This is a genomic window from Lonsdalea populi, from assembly GCF_015999465.1.
In the GTDB taxonomy this organism is placed as follows: domain Bacteria; phylum Pseudomonadota; class Gammaproteobacteria; order Enterobacterales; family Enterobacteriaceae; genus Lonsdalea; species Lonsdalea populi.
The window spans coordinates 3532224-3557415 of record NZ_CP065534.1 but is presented as its reverse complement, the minus strand read 5'-3'; the positions used below and the strand labels follow the sequence as shown (position 1 = coordinate 3557415).

Sequence of the window (25192 nt, the reverse complement as noted above, 5' to 3'; positions counted from 1 at the left end):
GCCAGCTTTGCCGCCGATGACGGAAAACAAGGAGACATGCGTGAGGCGACTGCCCGGAATAGTACTTGCGACGGGAGCCACCCTTATTGTACTGGTTGCGCTGGCGGTCAGCGGGATGAGGCTCGTCATGCCGCATTTGGACGACTTCAGACCACGGCTGGTGGCCTGGGCGCAGTCCGTCTCCGGGATTACGATAGAGGTCGCGGCCCTAAACGGCCGCTGGGAGCCGTTCGGCCCCACGCTGGAAATTGATCGTATCCGCATCCAGCATCCGGACGCCGACTGGCGGTCTGAACGGGTCACGCTGGCGCTGGATGTGTGGCAATCATTGCTTCATCTGCGCTGGCAGTTCCGCGATCTGACTTTCTATCAGATGCAGCTGGACATCAAACATCCCCTGCAATTTTCGAAAAAAAACAACGATGGCGGCTGGCAGGCGAACCAGGTGGCCGACCTGTTTCTGCGTCAGCTCGACCATTTCGATCTGCGCGACAGCCATATTACCTTTCTGACGCCCTCCGGCCCGCGCGCCGAACTGTTTATTCCCCAGTTGACCTGGCTGAACGGCAACAACCGCCATCGCGCCGAAGGCCAGATCAGCCTGTCGAGTTTCAACGGGCAGCACGGTGTGGTGCAGATGCGCATGGACTTGCAAGACGATCAGGGGTGGCTGAATGACGGCACCCTTTATCTGCAAGCCGATGATATTGATATGAAGCCCTGGCTAAGCCGCTGGCTGCGCAGCAACACTGGTCTGGAGAACGCGGACTTTAGTCTGGCGACCTGGCTGCATGTGCGTAACGGAGAGATCGCCGGGGGCGATATTCTGCTGAATGAGGGGACGGCAGGCTGGCGTGATGGAAACGAGACGCACCGCATCAGCGTCGACAACATGATGCTGCAAGCCAGCCGGCAGGATAACGGCTGGCAGCTAACCATCCCGGCGTTGAAGGTCGCAACGGACGGGCAGGCGTGGCCGCAGGCGGCGATTTCCGCGCTATGGCTGCCGGCCGATAAACCGGTCGGCGGTGAGGCGCTACAAGGCGAACTGCGTGTTCGCAGCGGCAATCTGGCGCTGGAGCGATTTACGCCGTTGCTGCCCTTGCTCTCTTCCTCCATGCCGGATCTGAAAACACGCTGGCAGGCGTTGCAGCCGAAAGGGCAACTGACGACGCTGGCGCTGGATATTCCGCTGGCGACGCCGCAGAACAGCCGCTTTCAGGTGGGTTGGCAGGATGTCAGCTGGCAGCCCGGGCGGATGCTGCCGGGCGTGGACCGCTTTTCCGGTACGGTCAGCGGGAGCGTGGGAAGCGGTGAGGTGCATCTTCAACTGAACCAGAGCACATTGCCCTATCCAGGCATGTTCCGCGCGCCGCTCGAAATGGAAAAAGTGGAAGGGAACCTGCACTGGCGAAGCGACGACCAAGGCTGGTCGCTGTGGTCGAAAGGATTAGACGTGCAGGCTAAATCGCTGTGGGTCAACGGCGATTTTGACTACCATCATCCCGCGAAGGGCGAGCCGCAGCTCAATATTCTCGCCGGGCTGCGTTTAAGCGATGGGGCTGAGGCGTGGCGCTACTATCCCGAACACTTTATGGGAAAAAGCCTGGTCGATTACCTCAGTCAGGCGGTGCAGGGGGGGGCGGTAGACAACGGCACCCTGATTTTTGCGGGCAATCCCTCGAACTTTCCCTTTACGCATCATGACGGACAATTTCAGGTGTGGGTGCCGCTGAAAAACGCCAAATTCAGCTTCCAGCCCGGCTGGCCTGCGTTGAACAGTGACAATATTACCCTGAACTTCCTGAACAACGGGCTGTGGATGAATGCGCCGCAGGCGCGGCTCGGCAACGTTGAAGGGCGCGACATCAATGCCGCGATCCCTAACTATCAGCAGGAGCTCCTGCTGATCAACGGCGACCTGAACGGCAGTGGTAAAGAAGTGAGTGATTACTTCATGCAGACGCCGCTGAAATCCACGCTGGGAACCGCGCTACAGCAATTGCAGGTCGGCGGCAACGTGGCCAGCACGCTGCATCTGTCCATCCCGCTGAACGGCAAGCGGGTACGGGCGAGCGGCGAGGTCACGATGAACGACAATAGCCTGTTCATCAAACCGTTGGGCGTTACGCTGCGCCAGCTCACCGGCCGCTTCAGCTACGACAACGGCAATTTGAAGAGCGAACCGTTGCAGGCCACCGTGTTCGGCCAGCCGCTGACCGCCGGTTTCACCACGGAAGAGCAGGAAAAGGCGTTTCAGGTTAACGTGGACTTACAGGGGAATGTACAACCGGCGCGGTTGCCGGGATTGCCTGCCGATGTCGTGAGCGCGCTGGGCGGTAGCGCCTCCTGGAAAACACAGGTGGGCGTGACGTTGCCGCACAAGGGCGGCGCCACCTACGACGTTAATGCGCAGGCCGACCTGAAGGAAGTGAGCAGTCACTTACCTTCGCCGCTCAACAAGGCGGCGGGCAAACCGCTGCCGGTACAGCTAACCGCTAAAGGGAACCTGCGCGGCTTTACGGTACAGGGCGTGCTGGCCAAGAGTCAGCGGTTTAACAGCCGCTGGCTGCTGAAGAAGCACTCGGTGGCATTGGCTCAGGCGGTCTGGCAGGAAGGCGGCAAAAACGCCCCTGCGCTGACAGGCGGGGACGGCGTCACGTTGCACCTTCCCGCGCTTGACGGCGAACGCTGGTTGGGTCTGCTGTCCGGCGCGAAGACCTCCCTAGGTTCGGGAGGCGGCGAATTCTCGCTGCCGGAACGCGTCACCTTGACGACGCCGCAGTTGACGCTGGCGGGCCAGCAGTGGCGCGATCTGGCGCTGAGCGCGTATCCCACTGCGGGCGGCGCCGCGGTGACGGCGCGCGGCCGCGAGATCGACGGACGCTTGGAAATCCCCCGTACCGGCGTATGGCGAAGCGACATTCGCTATCTTTACTACAATCCTCAATGGTCCGGGAACGCGTCTCCTTCGACGTCGGGCAAAGCCTCGGCGCCCTTTACCCTCACCAACGAGACCTTTGCCGGATGGCCCACGCTACAGGTGAACTGCAACGAATGTTGGGCGATGGGACAGAACCTGGGCCGGATTCAGGCATTATTCGTGCCGGAGAGAAACAAGATTTCGATCCGTGGCGGACTGGTGGATGACGGCAAGACGCGTTTGACCCTCAACGGCAGCTGGCAGCAGGCGGAGGGTGGAAGCCGCACCTCGTTGAAAGGCGGGCTGTCGGGCGATAGCCTAACGGAGAGCGCCGCGTGGCTGGGGATTTCCACGCCGCTGCGTAGTGAGTCATTCAACATCGATTATGATCTCTACTGGCACGGCGAACCGTGGTCTCCGGTCCTGCCCACGCTGAGCGGTATCTTGCAGACCCGTCTCGGCAAAGGGGAAATCACCAGCGCGAGCAGCGGGTCGGCCGGGCAACTGCTGCGTCTGATCAGCTTTGATGCGTTGCTGCGCAAATTGCAGTTCGATTTCAGCGATACCTTTCACAAAGGCTTCTACTTCGACAGCATCCGCAGCTCGGCCTGGATTAAGTCCGGCGTACTGCATACGGATAATCTGCTGGTCGATGGGCTGGAGGCGGACATCGCCATGAGCGGCGATATCGATCTGGTGAAGCGGCAGATCAACATGGAAGCCACGGTTGCGCCGGAGCTTTCCGGTACGGTCGGGGTGGCGGCGGCCTTTGTGGTCAATCCCGTCGTCGGCGCGGCGGTATTCGCCGCCAGCAAAGTGCTGGCGCCGCTGTGGAATAAATTTTCCCTGATTCGTTACCATATTTCCGGTAGTGTGGATCAACCGGAGATTCAGGAAGTTCTGCGCGAAAAGCACAAAGCCCGCGTGGCGACATCCGGCCAGTAAGGGCGGCATGTTTATCTGATTACCTTGACATAAAGAGTGACATCCTATGAGTCTGACGTTAGTCAGTGAGCAATTACTCACAGCCAACAAGCTGAGCCTGAACGATTTGAACACGACTCTGGAGACGCTGAACGAGCGTCGTCTGGACTACGCCGATCTCTATTTCCAATCCAGCTACCATGAGTCCTGGATATTGGAAGACCGCATCATCAAAGACGGTTCCTACCACATCGATCAGGGCGTGGGGATCCGGGCCGTCAGCGGCGAAAAAACCGGTTTCGCCTACGCCGACCAAATTACGTTAAATGCGCTGCAACAGAGTGCGCAGGCAGCCCGCAGCATCGTGAGAGAGCAGGGCAACGGACGTGTACATGCGTTGGGCGAGTCGGCGCATCGCGCGCTGTATCCGAGCCAAAACCCGTTGGATAGCCTGACTCGGGAAGAGAAAATCGCCCTGCTGCAGCGCGTGGATGCGACGGCCCGTGCGGAAGACGCCCGCGTGCAGGAAGTCAGCGCCAGTCTGACCGGCGTGTATGAGCTGGTGCTGGTGGCGGCAACCGATGGAACCCTGGCGGCGGACATTCGCCCGCTGGTGCGTCTGTCCGTCAGCGTGCTGGTGGAACAGGACGGTAAGCGTGAGCGCGGCTCAAGCGGCGGCGGCGCGCGTACCGGTTACGACTACTTTTGGCAGTGGGTGGACGGCGAAGCGCGGGCGGAAGCCTGGGCGAAAGAAGCCGTTCGTATGGCGCTGATCAATCTCTCTGCGGTTGCGGCGCCTGCGGGTTCAATGCCTGTCGTGCTGGGCGCCGGTTGGCCGGGCGTGCTGCTGCACGAAGCGGTTGGTCACGGTCTGGAAGGCGACTTCAACCGTCGCGGGACATCCGTGTTCAGCGGTCAGGTGGGCAATCTGGTGGCGTCTGAACTGTGTACCGTGGTGGACGACGGAACGATGGAAGGCCGCCGCGGCTCTCTGGCAATGGACGATGAAGGCGTACCGGGACAGTACAACGTGCTGATCGAGAACGGCGTGTTGAAAGGTTATATGCAGGATAAGCTCAACGCCCGCCTGATGGGCGTTGCGCCGACCGGCAACGGCCGCCGCGAGTCCTATGCGCACCTGCCTATGCCGCGCATGACCAACACTTATATGCTGGACGGTAAGTCGACGCCGGAAGAGATTATCGCCAGCGTCGACTACGGCCTGTATGCGCCGAACTTCGGCGGGGGTCAGGTGGATATTACCTCCGGCAAGTTCGTGTTCTCCACGTCGGAAGCCTATCTGATCGAAAAAGGCCGCATCACCAAGCCTGTCAAAGGCGCGACGCTGATTGGCTCCGGCATCGAAGCCATGCAGCAGATTTCTATGGTGGGCAACGATCTGTCGCTGGATATGGGCGTCGGCGTTTGCGGTAAAGAAGGCCAGAGTCTGCCGGTTGGCGTCGGTCAGCCAACGCTGAAACTGGACAGCCTGACGGTGGGCGGCACGGCTTAATCGTCCTTCGCCTCCGCCGCCGTCGCGTGCTATCAGGGCGCCGACGGCGGCGGATTCTCCTGGCGATACCCTTGATAGGTCAGCGCCACCTTTTTGAAGTACTCCGTTAGATAATTGATGCACACCTGCACTTTCAGCGGCAGATGGTCCTTGCGCGTGTATAAGGCATAGACCGGACGCGGATCGGAATGGTAGCGGGCGAACAGAATTTCCACCTCGCCGCGTTTAATCTCCTCAAAAACCCACATAAGCGGCACATGTGAAATGCCCGCGCCGTGCTTAAGCCAGCGGATCAGCGTCTGGGAATCATTGGTGACAAAACGCCCCTGCGGCTTCAGCCGCGTCGTTAATCCTTCGGGCGAGATCAGCTCGAATTCGCTGTCGGGCCGCACGCTGTATTCCAACCAGGAAAAATTGTCGATGTCGGACAGTTTCTCCGGCGCGCCGTTCTGCGTCAGGTAGCTTTTAGCGGCGCATACCACCATCGGCATCGATCCCAGACGGGTGGAAAACAGGCTTGAATCCTGCAACGATCCCACGCGAATAACGATATCCAGCCCGTCGGCGATCAGGTCCGGCGCGGGGATGCCGCTGACCAAATTGACGGACAGCCCCGGATACTCCTTCAGCATTTCCGCCGTCATCGTTGCCAGTACGTTCTGAGCCATGGTGGAGGTGCTGCCGATACGCAGCGTGCCGATCGGCGTGTTGGTAAACGCGTAGAGCTGATCGTGAACTTCATGCGCTTCGATCAGCATGCGACGGCAGCCGTGGTAATAGATTTTCCCGGCTTCGGTCAGTCCGATGCTGCGCGTACTGCGGTTCAGCAGCTTCACCTGCAACGCATTTTCCAGCTTGGTCACCGTTTGGCTGACGGCGGAGACGCTCATTTTCAACTGCCGGGCGGCGGAGGTAAATGATCCGAACTCCACCACTTTGGCGAACACGGTCATGCTTTTTAGTCGTTCCATTGTTAAGCCTGGATTAAAAGTGATTTAGATCACGCTGGGTAGATAAGGTCATAATAAACATCCATAATAAGGCGTGTCTAAATAGGAAACACGGTGTTCTCCTCGCTGCGTTTCTGCCTTTGTTACCTCAACGAATGAAAAAGTCTGCGTTTCATCATACCGACCATTCGTTACGTGTGTTCTTCATTATTGATATCAGTCTTGCTGTGTCTTCCCCTCCGCTGTCCGTCGATGACGGCCAGCGGAGGTTTTTTTTGGTTATTCGCTATGCTGCTTACAGGGTGTACTGCGCATCAGAGTGAGAGAGATAAGAAAAAGATGAATTCGCTTCCGGTCATGGTCCTGTTCGGCCTGTCGTTCCCTCCGGTATTTTTTGTCCTGCTGGTATCGCTGGCGCTATTTTATCTGTGTCTCCGTCTGCTGCAGCCTACCGGGATCTACGATGTCGTTTGGCATCCCGCATTGTTCAACACCGCGCTGTTCTGCTGCCTGTTTTATCTGCTGTTCCGTTTCGGTCTTTGAGGTCGTTGTGAATACATCCGCTCTGGCAATTTATTTGAAAAAATTCGCACGTATCGCGATTACGCTGGCGCTGGCCTTGTTGGCTCTGGTGGCGATCGTGCGCGTATGGGCTTTCTACACCGAGTCGCCCTGGACCCGTGACGCGCGATTCACCGCCGATATCGTCGCTATCGCGCCCGATGTCAGCGGGCTGCTGACCGCCGTCAACGTCCATGACAACCAACTGGTGAAGAAGGGCGATATCCTGTTTGAAGTCGACAGGCCTCGCTATCAGCAAGCGCTGGCCGAAGCGCAGGCGAACGTCGAATACTATCGATCGCTGGTCGTCGAGAAAAAACGGGAAGCTGGCCGCCGTCTGAAACTCGGGACGCAGGCGCTGTCGCGTGAGGAAATCGAACAGTACGGCAATACGCTGGAAACCACGCAGCATCAGCTGGCGCAGGCGCAGGCCTCCCTGGAGTTGGCCCGGCTCGACCTGGATCGTACCGTCGTTCGCGCTCCGTCGGAGGGGGGGGTGACCAACCTCAATCTGCAGGTTGGTGAATTCATTACCCGCGGCGCGACTGTGGTCGCGCTGGTGAAAAAAGATTCCTATTACCTGTGGGCGTATATGGAGGAAACCAAACTGGGTGGCGTCCGTCCCGGCTTGCGGGTGGAGATCACGCCGCTCGGCAGTAACCGAATTTTGTACGGAACGGTGGATAGCGTGGCGGCGGCGGTTACCAACAGCAACATCACCACCGATAGCACCGGTTTGGCGACGGTCGACTCCAATCTGGAGTGGGTCCGGTTGGCGCAGCGGGTGCCGGTGAAGATTCGTTTGGACCGGCAAATGGATAATCTCTACCCGGCGGGCACCACCGCGACGGTCGTGGTCACAGGAGAAAATACGGCGCATACGAAATCAATGTCGCCGATGTTGAAACTGATGCACCGGCTGCGCGAGTTCGGGTAAGGCATCGCCATGTTCAATTTCCCTGGATTCATCCGGCTGCGGTTTGCCTTTAAGCTGAGTTTTGCGATCCTGCTATCGCTTATGCTCGGATTCTATATGCAGCTGGAAACCCCGCGCTGGGCGGTGCTGACCGCCGCGCTCGTGGCCGCCGGGCCCGCCTTCGCCGCCGGCGGGGAGCCGTTTTCGGGTGCTATTCGCTATCGCGGGCTGCTGCGTGTTCTAGGAACGTTTATCGGCTGTATCGGGGCGCTGATCATCATTGTCCACACCGCGCGCGCGCCGGTTGTGATGCTGATGCTGAGCTGTCTGTGGGCGGGCGCCTGCGTGTGGATCTCATCGTTGGTCCGGGTGGAAAACTCCTACGCCTTTGGGCTGGCGGGCTATACCGCGCTGATTATCGTCGTCACCATCGAGAGCTCGCCGCTGTTGGCGCCGCAGCTCGCGGTCGAACGCTGTAGTGAGATCGTGCTGGGCATCGTGTGCGCCGTGCTGGCCGACCTGTTGTTTTCTCCCCGCTCCATCAAGCAGGATATCGACCGCACGACGAAAGCGCTGCTGCTGGATCAGTTTCAACTGCTGCAACGCTGCGTGTCCGGAGTCTCGAAGGCGGAGTTGGATACGACCTGGCACGCGCTGGTGCGTAAAACCCAGGCGCTGAACGGCATGCGCAGCCAGCTTCGCATCGAGTCATCCCGCTGGCAGAACAGCAATCTTCGTCTGAAAAGCATGGTGACGCAGTCATGGCTCATGATCACTCAGGCCTGCGAAGCCTATCTGATCTTCCAGGAGCGCGAGGCGCCGCTCAAAGACCGTCTGTCCAGGCTGCTGGAACAGCCCGTGACCACCCCGGAGGAAGGGCGTCAGCGCTTACGCCAGCTGCGTTACCTGGCCGCCGTCAATAGCGCCGATCTCCCCGCTCCCCTGGTCGGCTGGGTGGCAACGGCGACGCGATACCATCTCCTGATGCTGGGGGTGCAGACCAATGGCCGCATCAATCGCATTGAGGCGGATGCCCTGGCGACGGATGTGGCGGTTAAGGCGACGTCCGCGGAGACGCATCACGCGATGATCAACGGGTTGCGCACCTGGGTGGCCACTACGCTGGGATGTCTATTTTGGCTAACGACGGGCTGGAATTCCGGCAGCGTTTGTATGGTGATGATCGCCGTCGTCACCTCGCTGGCGATGCGCTTGCCCAATCCGCTTATGATGGCGAAGGATTTTCTGGTCGGGACGCTGTTCGCGCTGCCGCTTGGAGCATTTATGTTCATGCTGGTGCTGCCTTCCACGCAACAGAGTCAATTGCTGCTGTGCCTGAGCCTGGGTCTGATGGCGTTTATCATCGGCATTGAGGTGCAGAAACGCCGATTGGGATCGTTGGCGGCCTTAGTGAGCACCATCAACATCATCGTGCTTGATAATCCCATGACCTTCGATCTCGCGCAGTTTCTGGACAGCGCTATCGGGCAAATTATCGGCTGCTTCCTGGCTTATCTCGTTATTCTGCTGATTCGGGACAACTCCCTGGCCTGGACGGGACGGACGCTGATGAACCGCTTTGTCTTCGGTGCGGTATCGGCGTTGAACACGGGCCAGAAGCGACGGCAGGACAACTACTTGCCCGCGCTTTATCAATATCTCTTTCTGCTGCTAAGCCGCTTTCCGGGCGATATCGCCAAATATCGGCTGGCGCTGTCGCTGATCATCGCGCATCAGGGGCTGCGTCAGTTGGATATCCCCATTAGCGAAACGCTGGCGGCTCACCACCGGCATCTGCGGGCGACGGCGGGCCGGGTAATCAAAGCGAAGCAGGATACGGCGCGCAGCCGCTATTTTACGCAGTTGCTGGAAGAAATGGACGCATATCAGCAGGCTCTGCTGGACCACCGGGTGGCGGAAAAAACCCTTGCCTCGGTCAGCCGTCTTATCGCCCTCCTGCGGCGAAACCAGCATGCGTTTACCGGCTAACGACGCCGCAAAAGCCCCTTCGTACCGTCCCGTCCGGCAGGCTATCTCTGTGTAAGCGGACGGTGTAACATCTCTCTTCAACTTATTTTTGACTTATTCCACCGCGACACGCGCGGCCGACGCACAGGTAACGACGCATGATGACTTTGCACCTCTGGTTGGTTTACACCGGCGTGATTGTGGCGCTGATCGCCATTCCCGGCCCGTCGGCCCTCATCAGCATGACTCATGGTCTGCGCTATGGACAAAGACGTGCGCTCTCCACTATCGCGGGCGGGGCTTGTGCCTCGCTGTTGCTGATGACCGGCTCTGCTCTTGGACTGGGGGCGGTTCTCGCGGCGTCGACGACGGCGTTTATGCTGTTGAAGGGGGTGGGCGCGGCGTATCTGATCTGGCTGGGTATTTCGGCGTGGCGAGCCAAAACCGGCCCGGTGACGGAAGCAGAAAGCATCGCGCTGCCGGTCGATAAACCCGGCGTATTCACGCTGTTCAGGCGTGGTTTCACGGTGGGCATCAGCAATCCGAAAGATCTGCTGTTCTTCGCTGCGTTGTTTCCCAACTTCATCGACACCAGCGCGCCGCACGTCGGTCAGTTTGCGCTGCTGGCGTTGACCTGGACGGTGTTGGACTGCAGCATCATGTTCTGTTACGCCTGCATGGGAAAACGCGTGTCTTCCCTGTTCGCGCACCCGAAACGCCTGCGGTTGTTCAACCGCGCGTCCGGTTCGCTGTTTATTTTTGCGGGTACCGCGCTGGCGGCATCAGCCAGGTAGCGATAAGGCTGACCGGCGGCAAAGAGTACGTCAACTGCCGGTCATGGCTTCACGCTTCGGCTTCGGCCAGTTCGCGTAGATATTGATACAGCTGGCGGGACGATTTCGGGGGCTTGTTGGCGGCTTTCTCTTTCTTGGCGTTACGCAGTAATGAGCGCAGCTGTTGGCGATCGGCCTGCGGATAAAGCGTCAGCACGTCGCTCAGGGCATCATCGCCTTCCGCCAGCAGACGGTCACGCAGTTGCTCCAGCTTATGGAACAGCGCTACCTGTTGGTTATGGCGGTTCTTCAGTTTATCCAGCGCCAGCTGAATGGGTTGCGGATCGCGCGCGCGCAGCATCTTGCCGATCAGTTGCAGCTGACGCCGGCGACCCTCTTTCTTGATGCGCTGAGCCAGTTCGACGGCGGCCAGCAGTTCTTCATCCAGCGGGATACGTTCGAGGGCATTTTTCCCCAGGGAAACCAGTTCCGCCCCAAGATCTTTCAGGGCTTCGGCATCGCGTTTGATTTCGCTTTTGCTGACCCAAATAATTTCGTCGTCGTCTTCTTCCTGGCTGGTAGGCGGGAGGTCGTCCTGCCAGTCTTCGGGGTGTTTATTCATGCGTGGTTTCCTCAAAAAGAGGCCGATCCTATCAGGTTATGGCTTGCTGCGAAATTGTCGGCAGATCCTGTTAGACTCAAGAATATCACGCTACCTCTTTATTACGCAGAGGTATGGCACGAATCGCGTGCAGACGCGCTTCGTGACCGCCTACATTATCAGGATGTTTTCTTACTCATGATGGCGAATCAATGACAATTATCACTCAGGTTGCAGAGCAGCGAAAAACGCTGGAACAGGCAGTGGCGCAGGCGCTGGAGTTGGCCCGCGCCGGTTCGGATGCGGCGGAAGTCGCCGTGACCAAGACCACGGGGATCGGCGTAAGCACCCGCTATGGCGAGGTGGAAAACGTTGAATTCAACAGCGACGGCGCGTTAGGCATCACCGTCTACCATCAGCAGCGTAAAGGCAGCGCGTCCTCGACGGATCTCAGTCCGCAGGCCATCGCGCGTACAGTGCAGGCGGCGCTGGATATCGCCCGTTACACCTCGGTGGATCCCTTCGCCGGTCCGGCGGACGAAGCGCTGCTGGCGTTTAATGCCCCGGATTTGGATCTGTTTCATCCCGCCGAACTGGATGCGGAGCGCGGCATTGAGCTGGCGGCCCGCGCGGAACAGAGCGCGTTGCAGGCGGATGAACGTATCACCAATACGGAAGGCGGCAGCTTCAACAGCTACTACGGCGTGAAGGTCTTCGGCAACAGCCACGGCATGTTGCAAAGCTACTGCTCCAGCCGTCACTCCATGTCCAGCTGTGTGATCGCCGGCGAAGGCGGCAACATGCAGCGCGATTATGCTTATACCGTCGGACGCGCGCTGGACGATCTTGAAACGCCGGAGTGGGTCGGTCAGGAGTGCGCACGCCGCACGCTGTCCCGGCTGGCGCCGCGTAAGCTGTCAACGATGCAGGCGCCGGTGATGTTCGGCGCAGAGGTGGCGACCGGCCTGTTCGGCCATCTGGTGGGCGCCATCAGCGGCAGCAGCGTTTATCGCAAATCCACGTTCCTGCTGGATCAACTGGGCCAGCAAATCTTGCCGGAGTGGCTGACGATCAGCGAGTTGCCGCATTTGCGCAAAGGGCTGGCGTCCACGCCGTTCGACAGCGAAGGGGTGCGCACGCAGTCGCGCGACATCGTGAAAGACGGCGTGTTGCAAACCTGGCTGATGACCTCCTACTCGGCGCGCAAATTGGGGATGCAGAGCACCGGTCACGCGGGCGGCATCCACAACTGGCGTATCGCCGGACGCGGTCTGGATTTTAACGGCATGCTGCGCGAGATGGGAACCGGTCTGCTGGTGACGGAACTGATGGGACAGGGCGTGAGCGGCGTGACGGGCGACTATTCGCGCGGGGCGGCCGGTTTCTGGGTGGAGAATGGTCAGATCCAGTACCCCGTCAGCGAAATCACCATCGCGGGTAATCTGAAGGACATGCTGCGGAATATCGTCACCGTTGGCGACGATATTGAAACCCGCAGCAACATCCAGTGTGGTTCGGTTCTGCTGCCGGCCATGAAAATCGCCGGAGCGTAATCCGTGTCGCTTGTTGCGTCGCTTGTCCGCTACAGTTTCAGCCTCAGTCCGTCGTAGGCCGCATGCACATGCTTCGGCAACGGGTGTGTGCGCATCCAGCGATCCAGTGAATGACCGATATGCGTCAGGTACATTTTCCCCGGCTTCAACCGTTCGAAGATGTCCAGCGCCAACGTCAGATCGTTGTGATTCCTGGGCGGCGTGGGTTGCGGCGGTTCGCTGCAGTCGAGCACCAGATAGTCCACCGGCCGTCCGGCCAGAAAACGCTCGGTCTCTTCCGGCAGGCCCACGGTATCCGTGAGATAGGCCAGCGAGGTGTCCGGCGTCTGGAACAGATAGCCATAGGTGATCCGGGAGTGGCGCAGCGGCAGCGGCGTGGTCGCTATGCGACCGAACCGCACGGTGTCGAAGGGCGTCAGCGCCGGTTCGAATCGCAGCAGGCCCGGATGCCGGTACAGATCGTCGCATCCGTTTGGATCGGGCGGGCCGAACACGGGTATCTTTTGGCCGAAACCCCATCGCAGCGGGAATAGCCCCTGAACATGATCCATGTGGTAGTGGGTGATCAGAAAGCGATGAATTTCCCTGGCGCTGAAGCGGCTGTGTAAATCGGGCAAGCCCGGGTCGATCAGCGTCATTTCCCCGTGGTCAATCAGCGCGGCGCAGCAGGCGCGCCGCCGCCGTTGCGGAGACGATCGGGCGCTGTGGCACACCTCGCACTCGCAGCCGAAAGCCGGAACCTGCTGGGCCCCGCCGGTCCCCAGGAAATGGAAGGTCGGCGTCAGGCATTTATCATAAAACATCGGTTTTCCTATGCTTTTGAGATAGCAGGTGCCAGAACTGCGTCAGCGTTTGCGGCAGAGGACCCTCGTTGCGCAGCATGGCGCAGTCCGACGGCAGACGGCGCTGCTGCTCTTGCGCCCGCCGCAGCCGCTCTTCGATCTGGTCTGCATTCTCCCGTCCGCGCGCCAGCAGCCGTTGACGCAGGGTCGCGGGCGACACCGCCAAACAGAGCGGAAACAGCTGCGAACCGTAATACTGTTTCGCCTGCTCCAGGTATGCCCGCGAGCCGTTGACCACCACATCTATTCCCCGTTCCAGCCAGAGATCGATCTCGATGCCGACGGCGTAGTGGTAGTGATGCGCCTGCCAGTAAAACGCGAACAGACCGGATCGCCGACGCAGCTGAAATTCATCGACCGTGAGGGAGACGTGATTTTCGCCCGGCAACCCGGCGGGACGCGTGATGTAGCGATGAGCCACCAGCAAGCGCTCCGGCGAGCTGGCGCGTATCGCATCCAGCAGACTGTCCTTGCCGGCACCGGAAGGTCCTATCAAGTAGATCAGTCTGCTCATATCAGAACACCCGTTTCCCTTCCCGCCACACGCGTTGCAGCGTCATCCGTGGGCCGTTGCGGTGGACCAGCGCCAGATCGGCGCGTTTGCCCTCGGCGATAACGCCGCGATCGTTCAGTTTCAGGACCTGCGCCGGGTTGCGGCTGACGAGCGCGATGGCCTGCGGCAGGCCGTAGCCGTTGCGGTCGTCTTCCGCGATGAGAAAGGCGGCCTCCAGCAGGCTGGCGGGGTAGTAATCCGAAGAGAGGATATCCAGCAGTCCTTCTTCCGCCAGCTGATGCGCGGCAACGTTACCCGAGTGCGAGCCGCCACAAATGACGTTGGGCGCGCCCATCAACACCTGCCTGCCGACCCGGTGGGCGGTGCGGGCGGCGATCTCCGTCGTCGGAAATTCAGCGATAGCCACGCCGTGGCGATAGGCGTCCATCACGTGCTCTTCAGCGGCATCGTCGTGGCTGGCCATCGTGATCCCTTTTTGTCTGCACAGGCTGACGATGTTCTCGCGGTTGGACTGGGACCAGCGCTGGGAGCCATCCAGCTGCTCAGCCTCAAACTGCGCCATCTGCTCGTCATTCAAATGATATTTGCCCCGGTAGTATTCATGGTACTTCTTCCGAGAGACGAACTGCCGCTGTCCCGGCGAGTGATCCATCAGCGACACCAACGTGACCGGCGGCAGATCGCACAGCTGCTCGAACAGTGGCCGTGTGTCCTTATACGGCAGCTCGCAGCGCAAATGCAGTAGATGATCCGCACGGTTGAGACCGGCATTCTGCGTTGCGATCACCGTGTCGGTCATCTTGCGCAGGTTGTCGAGACGTTGACCGCCATCCCGGGTATCCCCAATGGCGACGGCGTCCAGCACCGTCGTGATCCCGCTGGCGATAATCGCGGCATCGTGCGCGCGCATGGCGGACTCCGGCGGCCAACTGACGCCGGGACGCGGGGTGAAAAATTTGTCGAGATTGTCGGTATGCAGCTCAATCAGTCCGGGGATCAGCCAGGCGTTTTCACCGTCCAGCGCGCCGGGCAGCGCGCTCGGCGTGGCGCTGATGTGCCGTATGATGCCCTGATGAACGTCCAACGAGCCTTTGACGACCTCATCCGCCAGCACCATGCGTACATTATTGATGATCATCGGTTTCTCCTTCTGGTGACGTGGAGAGGGGCATGGTGTAAATGCGGTCCGATACCCGGTCGCGCACGTCCTCATTATGGAAGATGCCGACGATGGCGGAACCTCTCTCCTTGGCCTCAAGGATTGATTGGGTGACGGCTTGGCGATTAGCCGCGTCCAGCGAGGCCGTCGGCTCATCCAGCAGCAGGATGGGGCTTTCACCGATGAGCCCGCGGGCGATGTTGACTCGCTGCTGTTCGCCGCCGGAGAAGGTGGCTGGCGCCAGCGACCAAAGGCGCTCAGGCACGTTCAGCCGCGTGAGCAGCTCACCGGCGCGAATTTCGCTCTGCTTACGCGAAACGCCACGTTCCAGCAGGGGCTGGATAACGATATTCAGCGTGCTGATGCGGGGAATGACCCGCAGGAACTGGCTGACCCAGCCGATCGTGTGTTTCCGCACGGTGAGGATGTAGCGGGCGTCGGCCGAGACCATATCCACCCATTTGCCCCGATGGCGCGCGTAGATATGGCCGCCATCCGGGAGATAGTTGCCGTACAGCGAGCGCAGCAGCGTGGATTTTCCGCAGCCGGAATGGCCGTGAAGGGCGACGCACTCTCCACTTTTCACCTCGAGATTGATGTCTTTGAAGACCGGGAGGCGAGCGCCCTGTTGGTTGTGCAGTACAAATGTTTTACTCACGTTTTCAATACGTAGGCTAATATCCATGAATCGCGTTTCCTGTGTGTGATGGTCCTGCTAGAGGATGGATGACACCAGTAGTTGGGTATAGGGATGATGCGGGTCGTCCAGCACGCGGTCTGTTAACCCCTGTTCGACGACCCGCCCCTGCTTCATGACCAGCAGCCGGTGCGACAGTAGACGCGCCACGCCCAGGTCATGAGTGACGATGACGACCGCCAGCCGCATGTCCGTCACCAGCGTGCGCAGCAGGTCCAGTAGTCGGGCCTGTACTGAGACATCCAGCCCCCCGGTGGGCTCGTCCATGAAGATCAACCGCGGCGAGGTCACCAGATTGCGTGCGATCTGCAGCCGCTGCTGCATGCCGCCGGAGAACGTGGTCGGCAGATCGTCCATGCGATCGGCCGGTAGCTCAACATTGTTCATCCAACGCGCCGCTTTCTCGCGGATGTGGCCGTAATGGCGGTCGCCGATGGCCATCAGACGCTCGCCGATGTTGCCGCCCGCGGACACCTCCGGGCGAAGGCCCTGCATGGGGTGCTGCCAGACGATGCCCCATTCGGTGCGTATCAGCGCCCGGCGATCGCGTTCGCTGATGTCGTAAATCGACATCTCTTGCTCCTGGCTATCCCGGTAGATGACGGAGCCGCTTTGCGGCTCCAGCCGGGCGGAGATCGCGTTCAGCAGCGTGGTTTTCCCCGATCCCGACTCGCCGACGATCCCCAGCACTTCACCCGGCCACAGTTGGAACGAGACGTCCTCGAACCCTTTTCCCGGCGCATAGAGATGGGTGAGCGCATCGACCGACAGCACCGGACCTTCGTCCAGGTAGTCGTTATTATTTGTCTTCATTTTCTTTCTCCTGATTTGTCCATTGCTGCCGACAGTGGTCCGTATCCGAGCAGACGAGCATGCGGTGGCCCGCATCGTCGACTACCACTTCATCCAGGAAGCTGTCGCGTGAGCCGCAGATAGCGCATGGCTCGTCCCAGTGCTGTACGGCGAACGGATGGTCGTCGAAATCCAGACTTTCGACCGGGGTATAAGGGGGGACCGCGTAGATGCGTTTTTCCCGTCCTGCGCCGAACAGCTGCAGCGCCGGCATCATGTGCATTTTAGGATTGTCGTATTTGGGGATGGGCGAGGGGTCCATCACATAGCGCTGATTGACTTTGACCGGATAGGCGTAAGTGGTGGCAATGTGCCCGTAGCGCGCGATGTCCTCGTAGAGCTTGACCTGCATGACGCCGTACTCTTCCAGCGCGTGCATTTTGCGGGTCTCCGTTTCCCGCGGCTCGATAAACCGCATCGGCTCCGGAATAGGGACCTGGTAGACGATGATCTGATCTTCCTTTAGCGGCGTCTCCGGGATTCTGTGGCGAGTCTGAATAATCGTCGCATCGGCCGTTTTGTCCGTCGTTTTCACCTTAGCCACGGTGCGGAAAAACTTACGGATAGAGATGGCGTTGGTGGTGTCGTCGTCCCCCTGGTCGATGACTTTCAGTACGTCGTCCGGCCCGATAATGCTGGCGGTAATTTGAATGCCGCCGGTTCCCCATCCATAGGGCATCGGCATCTCCCGGCTACCAAAGGGAATCTGGTGCCCGGGAATAGCGATGGCTTTCAGAATGGCGCGGCGGATCATCTTTTTGGTGCTTTCGTCCAGATAAGCGAAGTTGTAGGCATCGTGTTCTATATCTTCAGAAGTTTTTGTCGTCATGAATTTTTTCCTGATTAGATGAATATTCTTCTCTCAGCTGTTTGAGGAGTTCCAGTTCAGATTGAAAATCGACGTAATGGGGCAATTTCAGGTGCGATACAAACCCTGAAGCTTCGACGTTGTCGACGTGAGCCAGCACAAACTCTTCATCCTGGGCCGGTCCCTGTATTGTTTCCTTGTATTCAGCGGACTGCAGTGCGCGATCGGCCAGCGCTACGGCGATCGCTTTACGTTCTGCTCGGCCGAAGGCCAGCCCATAACCGTGAGTGAAGTGAGGGGCTTTGTCTGAGGGTTTGATTAATCCGTTGATGGTTTCACACTCCGTCAGCAAGATTTCGCCGATGTCGAGCGTCATCTTTATTTCCTCCGCGTACATTTCTACCTTGACGAAACCGGTGCGGATCTCGCCGACGAAGGGGTGGTTGCGGCCATAGCCGCGCTGAGTGGAGTATCCCAGGGACAGCAGAAATCCTTCATCGCCGCGGACGAGCTGTTGCAGGCGCGCCGAACGCGAGCATGGGTAGGTCGGCGGCGTCATGGTGATATCGTCGGGCTTCTCGTCAATATCGTCGTCCGGCGGAAGGAGTCCTTGCTGCTTCAGAAAAGCGAATGCGTGTTGCACAATTTCGCTAGTCGACGGATCTTCCTCCGTTTCCGGCGCGACGGGAGGCTGCGGGGGAAGGTTTTCGGCCAGCAGTTTGAAATCCAACAAACGGTGGGTATAGTCGTATGTCGGTCCCAGCAGCTGTCCCCCCGGCAAATCTTTGAAGATGGCCGATATTCGCCTTTCCAAACGCATTGACGACGTATCCAGCGGTTTGCTGACCCGCCAGCGGGGTAAGGTTGAGCGGTATGCGCGCAACAGGAAAATGGCTTCAATCAAATCGCCGCTGGCTTGTTTGATTGCCAGCGCCGCCAGTTGGCGATCGTAAATGTTTCCTTCGGTCATCACTCGGTCGACCGCGAGACTGAGCTGCTGATCGATTTGCTCGCAGCTCAGTTCCTTGATATGCGGTTGACCACGGCGACGACAGGCCTGGAGTTGGTGCGCGGCTTCAATGGCTTTTTCGCCGCCTTTCACTGCAACATACATCAGCACTCCTCCACTCGAGTGGTTCTGGGGATAGCGAGCAGCTTCTTCCCGGAGGTAAACAGAAAATCGAGACCCATTGGAAAAGCGTGGGGCCGCTCGCAGAGATAACGCCGTATAGGGGCGGGAAGGTGCGGAGAAATGATTTTGACGTTATTCACGCCTGGGCCGCTGAGTTTTAGGCATCTGCCATTGTTCAAGCCATCCACTTCCAAAATGATGGTGGTGGATTTTTCCGGCGTCATTTCATTTCCGCATGAAAAGGTCATTAGGTCGAAGTTATTCGGATGCCTGTCGAAGTACTGCATTTGTCCATTCAACAGAGCGTAGTGAGCTTCTGAAGCAGAGGCTGTAATGGGAACATGGGCGTGCAAACATAACGTTCTGAGCAGCAGGGGATTACTAATGTTGTTATCGATGAACAGCTGCGTTTTATGACTGGTCAGCGTCAATAACACCGCGATGGTGGATGACGAAATATTGTCCAACCCCTCCACGCCGGGAACGTTGACGGTGACGCCCGGCTCACTCATCGCTTTGACGATTTTCCTAAAGCAGGCCTGAGTTCCAAAGGCCGGATTGGGGAATCCCTTAGTAACGTTCATGTTATTCTCCTCTGACCAATGTATAAAAGTTGACGCGACTGGCAACGACCTCCTGCCGATGATGGTCTTGTTCAGCTTTCTGTTGCTGGGCAAGGGGGGTGATAACGTGTTTCCACACTCGATTGAAGGTTGCCTGCGTTTGTAATAACGCATCGACGAAGGCGCATCGCTCCGCATGGGGCTTGTTCCTGCCAATGACGTAGCTATAGCCGCAGGTCCCGTCATCAAGTTGCAAAGCTGCTCGAGTTACCGTGATGTCGCCCACCATGAAACGATGTCCGGTCGTTTCCATGCGTCCTTGCAATTGGATCAGCCCAATCTGTGTCGGTCGCAGCAATTGATAATTCGGCGCGATTTCGAGCGGTTGTAAGAACGAATCGAGCATTTCAGAATTACTGTGGGAAAGCACAGACATCCAATAAGCTCTCTTTTTTTTACTTGACTCCATTTACATCTCCGTCTTGGTCTGTGGTGTTTGTTTTGACAGGTAATCAAAGCATCGGGTCTGGTCCTGCGGCGGCGAGAGTTCTGCCGCCGTATTCAGGTAGATATGCTGAGCATGTTCGAAAAAGGCGCTGTGGACTGCACACTGGTGAAACAGGGTATTGGCGAGTTCCAAATCTTTGATTCGGATGGCCAATGGAACAGAAATTTTATCGCTGGGATGCAGATAACGATTCAGCATGACTCCCATGTAGGTGGAGCGGCCTCGGCCCAGAGGCAGCGCTTTCTCTAACGCTTCTGGACTGATGCCGGATTTCTCCGCCAGCAAGAGAGACTCCGCCGCCACCAGCAAATGAACAGCTTCGCAGTAGTTATTGATGACTTTCATGGTTTGCGCGGCGCAGTTGCTTTCCATAACGGCGTAGTCGCCGCAAAGGCTGGAGAGCAACCCGGTGAGCGCTTCGCTGAACGCCGCCGGGATCGGGCCGGTCCAACAGGCCAGTTTGCCGGTGCGTGCGCCTTCTGGACCGCCCGAGACGGGCGCTTCCAGATAGTGCGCGCCGTGCTGCAGGAAGAAGTCGCCCACTTGTCGACTGTCCTGGGGACCTATCGTACTCACGTTGACGATAACGGGCTGATAGTCCTGCAGTTTCCGCTCAATTTCCGTCGTACAGAAAAGCTCGTGAATAGCCTGCGCGTCGGTCAGGCAAATCAGGATGATTGGGTGTTGACGCGTAAATAATTGGCTAACGGAACTCACCGCATTGATGCCATCGCCGGCGAGCGCTTCGGCTTTGCTTGCCGTTCGGTTGTAAAGGCTGATGTCGTATTGGCATTGGCGCAGTCTGAGTGCGATAGCCTTTCCGAGAACGCCGATTCCGACCAGGGAAACGTGTTTGATCATATTGAGCATCCTTACTCCGTCACCGCTTCATAAAAAAGGTGAGGGGGGGGGTTATCAGTGCGAATGAGCCGGCTGCGACAGAAACCGCATGAAGCTGGTGCGGTTTTGGGAGGGCGTCGTCGCAGGCCGTCCCAGGTTGTCCCGATGACCCACGCGACACCTGACTTCAATAAATTGGCTCCCTTCCATAGACAGCGCCCGACGGAGAGCAGATTGCAGAGCATCCTGGCTATCGACTGACGTGACTCTGCTATATCCGCTGGCGCTGGCGAGGGGGGAGAGGGGGAGTCGCGATGCCGCCGTGGGTTGGCCCCCGACCGAATCATGGGCACCGTTGTTGATGACGATGTGGATCAAATTGGCAGACAGCGCGCTATTGGTCAGTCCGCCTAACTGCATCAGCATGGCGCCGTCGCCGTCCAGACAAACCACTTTCTTACCCGGCTGGCCCTCGCTGATGCCCAGCGCTATCTGGCTGGCGAGGCCCATGCCGCCCACGGTCAGAAAATCACGTTCATGGCTTTCGCCTCTCTGTTCCCGCAGTTCGTAAAGTTCGCGGGACAACATGCCGGTCGTGCTGACGATCGGCACTTCGGCCGGCAAGACCGACAGGCAGTGTGCGACGGCCTCTTCGCGCAGTAGCGTGGCCGTTGTCTCCAACGGTGCTTTTGGCAGCGTGCAGGCGGAAAAGGTATTCTTACGCACGACGAGAGCAACAGGTCTCTTCTCCTGGTGCGCCAGTTCCAGAAGTCGAATAATGGAAGGGAAATCGACGTTTTGATCGCCTTCCAATATTTGATATGGGATATCCAGAACATCCAGTTGCGCTAATGTGACCCGGCCCTGCATGACGTGCTGCGGCTCGTCATGCAGTTGCGTTCCATCATCTTTAATTTCACCGCGCCAGCCGATAATGAGCAGTAACGGAATCCCGAAAACATCCTTCGATGCCAAAGAACAGATCGGATTGACGATATTTCCAAGACCGGAGTTCTGCAAATAAACAGCAGGTATCGAATTGGTCGCAAGGTGATAACCAATAGCCATACCTACGGCTGTTCCTTCATTACTTGCCAATTGATGAATGTATTCCTTATTTCCATTAACGGCCAAACATAACTCTTTTAATAAAGAATCAGGAACTCCGCTAAAAAAACGAATACCCATTTGCCGTAAAAGGCTCAAAAAAACCTCAGGACTAATCATAATTAATTCCTTTTTAAGGCCAAGTAGTTAATAATAAAATATATTGGTGGGTGAATAATTATTTCGTTCCGGGGATTAAATTCAGAATCTCCTTAATAGATAAGCATTGACTTTCTATTTCTTTTGTTCGCCCATGTTTTAGAATTTCAGGAAGAATATTCTTCATCGCCGGATAAGAAGCCCGCAACATGTGATTAGCATAAATAATAATATTAAAACCGTAATCGGTAAGTTGCTGGAATGTTATTTTGTTATAACTTGTTGGGACGCAAACCAAGGGTATTTCTGGATAATAGCTGCGGAATATTTTGGCGAATTCCAGAATCTCATCCGGTGTCTGGCAACGGCTGTGAATCATAATGCCGTCGGCGCCGGCTTCTACATAGCGTAAGGCCCGGTTGATTGCATCCTCCATTCCCGCCTCCAGAATCAGGCTTTCAATGCGGGCGATAAGCATGAATTCAGGCGTCACTTGAGCCCGCTTGGCAGACGTCAGCTTTGCACAGAAATCTTCAACGCTCGCCTGGGTCTGTTTAACGTCATTGCCGAATAACGAGTTCTTCTTCAGACCGGTTTTGTCCTCGATGATGATGGCGGAAACGCCCAGGTTTTCAGCCTGACGCACATGGTGGGATAAATGCTCTATCTGACCTCCCGTATCACCGTCGAAAATTAAAGGGTTGGAGGTCACATGAAAGATATCTGAAATTGCAGTAAAACGGCGGTGGTAATCCAATAATTCAGTATCCGGCTGACCCCGTAATGTAGAATCAGTTAGTGAACTGGACCAAAATGCGTCGAATTTAATTTCGTCCTCACCTTCCCTATGTACTGCTTCTTCGATAAGCAGCGCGGATAATGGGCTATGAGCCTCCATAACACGAATTGATTTCTTTTTATTCAGTAATTGCCTCAGTGCGCCACGGCGTATATCCGGCGTGCTGCTTTTGGCATTCATTGGTTTGCTTACAGACATAATAATATCCTCTTCATTATGTTATTATTCTAGCCAGCTTTACCCCGCGTTAAAAAGTCGGGAAGCCTCTTAGAAAACGGAATTTATAAACTCACTGGTTTTATTTGGGTTAATTCAAACCTCGGCGATCATTATTATTAATTCTCTCGTTAATGACAAAACCTATTCTCAGGTTTTATATTTTGCATGGTTTTGTATATCTTTCTGAACTTAAACAAGAAAACGGCATTGGTATTGAAATTTAAATAGTACAAATCCCTGCCAGAGCTAAACAATAAAAAGAATAATTCATTGTTTAGCGGAGAAATTAGTTTTTGGAACTGAGAAATATTCTTGGATAACGATGAAATGAATGGTTGCAGGTAATACTATATTTGCCTTTATTTTTTATTCAAAATAAAAAGTGAAATATATAATTGAACAATGATTTTATAAAGCGGTATTTATTCTTCATCCTAAATAGCCGAATAGCCTTCGGCTATTCGGCGTTGATACTTGCCAGCAGAGTAGGGAGACGAAAGAGGGATGGCATGCGCCGATGGCGCAGAAAGGCGGGCATGGGAACGGTTATTCTTCGTCAAAACCGGCGTCAAATAGCATAACGACCGCCGCAAGCGCTTCGTTTTCATCCGGACCGGTCGCTTCAATTTCGATGTGGCGGCCTTGGGCGGAATCCAACATCAGCATGGCGATAACGCTGCTGGCCTCGGCCTGAATGCCGCTTTCATTACGCAGAATGACTTCAGCATCGAAATTTTGAACCAGTTCGAACAGCTTCATCGCCGGGCGGGCGTGCATACCCAGGCGGTTTTTGACTTCAACGGTATGTCTTGCTGTCATGATTTACGTTTTTCCAGCGTCCGGTGGCGCAGCTGCACGTTTTTGCCTCTGGAGCGGAAGTAATCAGCCAACTGCTCGGCGACATAGACCGAGCGGTGTTTGCCGCCGGTGCAACCAATGGCGACGGTCAGGTAGCTGCGATTGTTGGTTTCCAACATCGGCAACCACAGTTCGAGGTAGCTGCGCGTTTGATAAATGAAGTTGTGCACTTCGGTGTGGCGATCCAAAAACGCCGCGACGGGTTTATCCAGCCCGGTCATGGGGCGTAGTTTCGGATCCCAGTGCGGGTTTGGCAGAAAGCGGACGTCGAACACGTAGTCGGCGTCGATAGGGATGCCGTGCTTGTAGCCGAACGATTCGAACACCATCGTCAGCTCGCGTTCCCGCTTGCCCAACAGGCGGGCGCGCAGCATCTCGGCCAGTTCATGCACCGACATCTCGGAGGTGTCGATGATCAAATCGGCACGGGAGCGCAGCGGTTCCAGCAGATTGTTCTCTTCGTCGATGGCGTTTTCCAGCGACAGGTTCCGGCTGGATAGCGGATGCAGGCGACGGGTGTCGCTATAGCGGCGGATCAGCGTATTGCGGTCGGCGTCCAGGAACAGCAGCTGCGGCGAGAAACTGCTCGGCAGTCGGGTCAGCGCTTGTTCCAGCACTTCCGGCGTTTCCGGCATGTTGCGCACGTCAATGCTGACCGCCGCCGAGATATTCCGCGCCGCCAGGGCATTGGCCAGATCCGGCAGCAGAATTACAGGCAGGTTATCTACGCAGTAGAAACCCATGTCTTCCAGCGCGCGCAAGGCCACGGATTTGCCCGAGCCTGAACGACCACTGACAATCATCAGCACCATCTGACGACTCCCTCAGGCAGCGGAAGGATAAAGGTCTCGCTGCCACCGTTAGCTTATGTTAGTCATCCGGCCTTCGCCGGAATGTTTACCGGACGCAGGCGTTAACACACGGCGTCCGGTACGGTCATAATCTTTGTCTGGATGCGCTTTCCCCTTATATCAGGGCTGTTCGGCGCTGTCCGATTCGGTCATGATCTGATACAGCTCTTCATCGCTCTGCGCACTCCGTAAACGGCGGCACAGCGCCTTATCCGACAGCTGTCTGGCGACCAGCGCCAGCGTATTCAAATGGGTTTTACATTGTTCGGCGGGAACCAGCAAGGCAAACAGCAGGTCCACCGGCTGGTTATCGATGGCGTCAAAAGCGACGGGTTGATCCAGATGGATAAAGACGCCCACGGCGCTTAGCGAGTCATCGTTCTCGAGCTTGCCGTGAGGAATGGCAATACCGTTGCCAATACCGGTGCTGCCCATACGTTCCCGCGTTAGAACGGCGTCGAAGACAATCTGTGAGGGCAGATTGAGCTGCGCCGCAGCCAGTTCACTGATGATTTCCAGAGCGCGTTTTTTACTCTGGCAGCTCACGGCATTGCGGGTGCACTCCTGTCGAAGTACGGCGCTGAGTTGCATAATGGAATCGTTACTCATTTTATACTCACCTGGCAACACAAGGGCCTCCAGCGGCCGAAACGGCTGTCCTT

General features: G+C 57.3%; 24 protein-coding genes. 7 read left to right on the top strand and 17 right to left on the bottom strand.

Features of this window, described 5'->3' with window-relative positions; genetic code table 11:
* The first annotated feature begins 40 nt into the window (after nucleotides 1-40).
* Complete coding sequence (gene yhdP, locus I6N93_RS15750; protein WP_085685932.1) at nucleotides 41-3868, top strand: AsmA2 domain-containing protein YhdP; 3828 nt, start codon at nucleotides 41-43, stop codon at nucleotides 3866-3868.
* A gap of 46 nt (nucleotides 3869-3914) precedes the next feature.
* Nucleotides 3915-5360: a metalloprotease TldD gene (tldD, locus tag I6N93_RS15745; RefSeq protein WP_085685866.1), complete on the top strand. Its 1446-nt coding sequence runs from the start codon at nucleotides 3915-3917 to the stop codon at nucleotides 5358-5360.
* Nucleotides 5361-5392: 32 nt separating this feature from the next.
* Here tldD and aaeR read toward each other — a convergent pair whose 3' ends face one another.
* Nucleotides 5393-6331, bottom strand: coding sequence for an HTH-type transcriptional activator AaeR (gene aaeR / locus I6N93_RS15740; protein ID WP_085685865.1), 939 nt, complete (start codon nucleotides 6329-6331; stop codon nucleotides 5393-5395).
* A gap of 318 nt (nucleotides 6332-6649) precedes the next feature.
* Between aaeR and aaeX the strand changes: the two genes are divergently transcribed.
* The 4 genes from aaeX (at nucleotide 6650) to I6N93_RS15720 (ending at nucleotide 10549) form a co-directional block, all read left to right on the top strand.
* The gene (gene aaeX / locus I6N93_RS15735; protein ID WP_085685930.1) at nucleotides 6650-6853 is read left to right on the top strand and encodes a p-hydroxybenzoic acid efflux pump operon protein AaeX; all 204 of its coding nucleotides are present in this window, start codon (nucleotides 6650-6652) and stop codon (nucleotides 6851-6853) included.
* Between the two features lie 7 nt (nucleotides 6854-6860).
* Entirely contained in the window at nucleotides 6861-7808 is a 948-nt protein-coding gene (aaeA, locus tag I6N93_RS15730; protein ID WP_232100085.1) for a p-hydroxybenzoic acid efflux pump subunit AaeA, read from the top strand.
* Between the two features lie 9 nt (nucleotides 7809-7817).
* Entirely contained in the window at nucleotides 7818-9776 is a 1959-nt protein-coding gene (gene aaeB, locus I6N93_RS15725) for a p-hydroxybenzoic acid efflux pump subunit AaeB (protein ID WP_085685861.1), read from the top strand.
* Between the two features lie 140 nt (nucleotides 9777-9916).
* On the top strand, nucleotides 9917-10549 hold the full coding sequence (locus I6N93_RS15720) for a LysE family translocator (protein WP_085685928.1): 633 nt from the start codon (nucleotides 9917-9919) through the stop codon (nucleotides 10547-10549).
* Nucleotides 10550-10598: 49 nt separating this feature from the next.
* On the opposite strand, the gene yjgA is transcribed toward I6N93_RS15720, so the two are convergent.
* Entirely contained in the window at nucleotides 10599-11150 is a 552-nt protein-coding gene (yjgA, locus tag I6N93_RS15715; protein WP_085685859.1) for a ribosome biogenesis factor YjgA, read from the bottom strand.
* A gap of 191 nt (nucleotides 11151-11341) precedes the next feature.
* Between yjgA and pmbA the strand changes: the two genes are divergently transcribed.
* A complete protein-coding gene (pmbA, locus tag I6N93_RS15710; protein WP_085685857.1) occupies nucleotides 11342-12682 on the top strand; it encodes a metalloprotease PmbA in 1341 nt (446 codons plus the stop codon).
* Nucleotides 12683-12711: 29 nt separating this feature from the next.
* Here the strand turns inward: pmbA and phnP are convergent, their stop codons facing one another.
* The 15 genes from phnP to ptsN form a co-directional block, all read right to left on the bottom strand.
* On the bottom strand, nucleotides 12712-13485 hold the full coding sequence (gene phnP / locus I6N93_RS15705; RefSeq protein ID WP_085685855.1) for a phosphonate metabolism protein PhnP: 774 nt from the start codon (nucleotides 13483-13485) through the stop codon (nucleotides 12712-12714).
* Nucleotides 13475-14038 (bottom strand): ribose 1,5-bisphosphokinase, encoded by a 564-nt coding sequence (gene phnN / locus I6N93_RS15700; protein ID WP_085685853.1) that lies wholly within the window; start codon nucleotides 14036-14038, stop codon nucleotides 13475-13477. Before phnN ends, phnP begins: the two co-directional genes overlap by 11 nt.
* Nucleotide 14039: 1 nt before the next feature.
* A complete protein-coding gene (gene phnM / locus I6N93_RS15695; protein WP_085685852.1) occupies nucleotides 14040-15176 on the bottom strand; it encodes an alpha-D-ribose 1-methylphosphonate 5-triphosphate diphosphatase in 1137 nt (378 codons plus the stop codon).
* Nucleotides 15163-15882: a phosphonate C-P lyase system protein PhnL gene (phnL, locus tag I6N93_RS15690; RefSeq protein ID WP_085685850.1), complete on the bottom strand. Its 720-nt coding sequence runs from the start codon at nucleotides 15880-15882 to the stop codon at nucleotides 15163-15165. Before phnL ends, phnM begins: the two co-directional genes overlap by 14 nt.
* Before the next feature lie 30 nt (nucleotides 15883-15912).
* Nucleotides 15913-16707 (bottom strand): phosphonate C-P lyase system protein PhnK, encoded by a 795-nt coding sequence (phnK, locus tag I6N93_RS15685; RefSeq protein WP_085685848.1) that lies wholly within the window; start codon nucleotides 16705-16707, stop codon nucleotides 15913-15915.
* Complete coding sequence (locus I6N93_RS15680; protein WP_085685846.1) at nucleotides 16694-17575, bottom strand: alpha-D-ribose 1-methylphosphonate 5-phosphate C-P-lyase PhnJ; 882 nt, start codon at nucleotides 17573-17575, stop codon at nucleotides 16694-16696. The genes phnK and I6N93_RS15680 overlap by 14 nt, the downstream gene beginning before the upstream one ends.
* Nucleotides 17556-18668, bottom strand: a complete 1113-nt coding sequence (locus tag I6N93_RS15675) for a carbon-phosphorus lyase complex subunit PhnI (protein WP_085685844.1) — start codon at nucleotides 18666-18668, stop codon at nucleotides 17556-17558. Before I6N93_RS15675 ends, I6N93_RS15680 begins: the two co-directional genes overlap by 20 nt.
* Entirely contained in the window at nucleotides 18668-19270 is a 603-nt protein-coding gene (gene phnH / locus I6N93_RS15670) for a phosphonate C-P lyase system protein PhnH (protein WP_085685842.1), read from the bottom strand. Before phnH ends, I6N93_RS15675 begins: the two co-directional genes overlap by 1 nt.
* A gap of 1 nt (nucleotide 19271) precedes the next feature.
* Nucleotides 19272-19718: a phosphonate C-P lyase system protein PhnG gene (gene phnG / locus I6N93_RS15665; protein ID WP_085685840.1), complete on the bottom strand. Its 447-nt coding sequence runs from the start codon at nucleotides 19716-19718 to the stop codon at nucleotides 19272-19274.
* Nucleotides 19719-20618, bottom strand: a complete 900-nt coding sequence (locus I6N93_RS15660) for an NAD(P)-dependent oxidoreductase (protein WP_085685926.1) — start codon at nucleotides 20616-20618, stop codon at nucleotides 19719-19721.
* A 54-nt stretch (nucleotides 20619-20672) separates the two neighbouring features.
* A complete protein-coding gene (gene aepY / locus I6N93_RS15655) occupies nucleotides 20673-21824 on the bottom strand; it encodes a phosphonopyruvate decarboxylase (protein WP_085685838.1) in 1152 nt (383 codons plus the stop codon).
* Between the two features lie 58 nt (nucleotides 21825-21882).
* Entirely contained in the window at nucleotides 21883-22800 is a 918-nt protein-coding gene (gene aepX / locus I6N93_RS15650; protein WP_176222520.1) for a phosphoenolpyruvate mutase, read from the bottom strand.
* A gap of 567 nt (nucleotides 22801-23367) precedes the next feature.
* Nucleotides 23368-23640 (bottom strand): PTS phosphocarrier protein NPr, encoded by a 273-nt coding sequence (gene npr / locus I6N93_RS15645; protein WP_085685836.1) that lies wholly within the window; start codon nucleotides 23638-23640, stop codon nucleotides 23368-23370.
* Nucleotides 23637-24491 (bottom strand): RNase adapter RapZ, encoded by an 855-nt coding sequence (rapZ, locus tag I6N93_RS15640; protein WP_085685834.1) that lies wholly within the window; start codon nucleotides 24489-24491, stop codon nucleotides 23637-23639. The genes npr and rapZ overlap by 4 nt, the downstream gene beginning before the upstream one ends.
* A 159-nt stretch (nucleotides 24492-24650) precedes the next feature.
* Nucleotides 24651-25139: a PTS IIA-like nitrogen regulatory protein PtsN gene (gene ptsN / locus I6N93_RS15635; protein WP_085685832.1), complete on the bottom strand. Its 489-nt coding sequence runs from the start codon at nucleotides 25137-25139 to the stop codon at nucleotides 24651-24653.
* Nucleotides 25140-25192 lie beyond the last annotated feature (53 nt).

Coding starts and splice junctions, on each gene's coding strand:
- tldD (WP_085685866.1), top strand. CDS start 3,915: ATGAGTCTGACGTTAGTCAGTGAGCAATTACTCACAGCCAACAAGCTG.
- aaeR (WP_085685865.1), bottom strand. CDS start 6,331: ATGGAACGACTAAAAAGCATGACCGTGTTCGCCAAAGTGGTGGAGTTC.
- aaeX (WP_085685930.1), top strand. CDS start 6,650: ATGAATTCGCTTCCGGTCATGGTCCTGTTCGGCCTGTCGTTCCCTCCG.
- aaeB (WP_085685861.1), top strand. CDS start 7,818: ATGTTCAATTTCCCTGGATTCATCCGGCTGCGGTTTGCCTTTAAGCTG.
- I6N93_RS15720 (WP_085685928.1), top strand. CDS start 9,917: ATGACTTTGCACCTCTGGTTGGTTTACACCGGCGTGATTGTGGCGCTG.
- yjgA (WP_085685859.1), bottom strand. CDS start 11,150: ATGAATAAACACCCCGAAGACTGGCAGGACGACCTCCCGCCTACCAGC.
- pmbA (WP_085685857.1), top strand. CDS start 11,342: ATGACAATTATCACTCAGGTTGCAGAGCAGCGAAAAACGCTGGAACAG.
- phnP (WP_085685855.1), bottom strand. CDS start 13,485: ATGTTTTATGATAAATGCCTGACGCCGACCTTCCATTTCCTGGGGACC.
- phnN (WP_085685853.1), bottom strand. CDS start 14,038: ATGAGCAGACTGATCTACTTGATAGGACCTTCCGGTGCCGGCAAGGAC.
- phnM (WP_085685852.1), bottom strand. CDS start 15,176: ATGATCATCAATAATGTACGCATGGTGCTGGCGGATGAGGTCGTCAAA.
- phnL (WP_085685850.1), bottom strand. CDS start 15,882: ATGGATATTAGCCTACGTATTGAAAACGTGAGTAAAACATTTGTACTG.
- phnK (WP_085685848.1), bottom strand. CDS start 16,707: ATGAAGACAAATAATAACGACTACCTGGACGAAGGTCCGGTGCTGTCG.
- I6N93_RS15680 (WP_085685846.1), bottom strand. CDS start 17,575: ATGACGACAAAAACTTCTGAAGATATAGAACACGATGCCTACAACTTC.
- I6N93_RS15675 (WP_085685844.1), bottom strand. CDS start 18,668: ATGTATGTTGCAGTGAAAGGCGGCGAAAAAGCCATTGAAGCCGCGCAC.
- phnH (WP_085685842.1), bottom strand. CDS start 19,270: ATGAACGTTACTAAGGGATTCCCCAATCCGGCCTTTGGAACTCAGGCC.
- phnG (WP_085685840.1), bottom strand. CDS start 19,718: ATGGAGTCAAGTAAAAAAAAGAGAGCTTATTGGATGTCTGTGCTTTCC.
- I6N93_RS15660 (WP_085685926.1), bottom strand. CDS start 20,618: ATGATCAAACACGTTTCCCTGGTCGGAATCGGCGTTCTCGGAAAGGCT.
- aepY (WP_085685838.1), bottom strand. CDS start 21,824: ATGATTAGTCCTGAGGTTTTTTTGAGCCTTTTACGGCAAATGGGTATT.
- aepX (WP_176222520.1), bottom strand. CDS start 22,800: ATGTCTGTAAGCAAACCAATGAATGCCAAAAGCAGCACGCCGGATATA.
- npr (WP_085685836.1), bottom strand. CDS start 23,640: ATGACAGCAAGACATACCGTTGAAGTCAAAAACCGCCTGGGTATGCAC.
- rapZ (WP_085685834.1), bottom strand. CDS start 24,491: ATGGTGCTGATGATTGTCAGTGGTCGTTCAGGCTCGGGCAAATCCGTG.
- ptsN (WP_085685832.1), bottom strand. CDS start 25,139: ATGAGTAACGATTCCATTATGCAACTCAGCGCCGTACTTCGACAGGAG.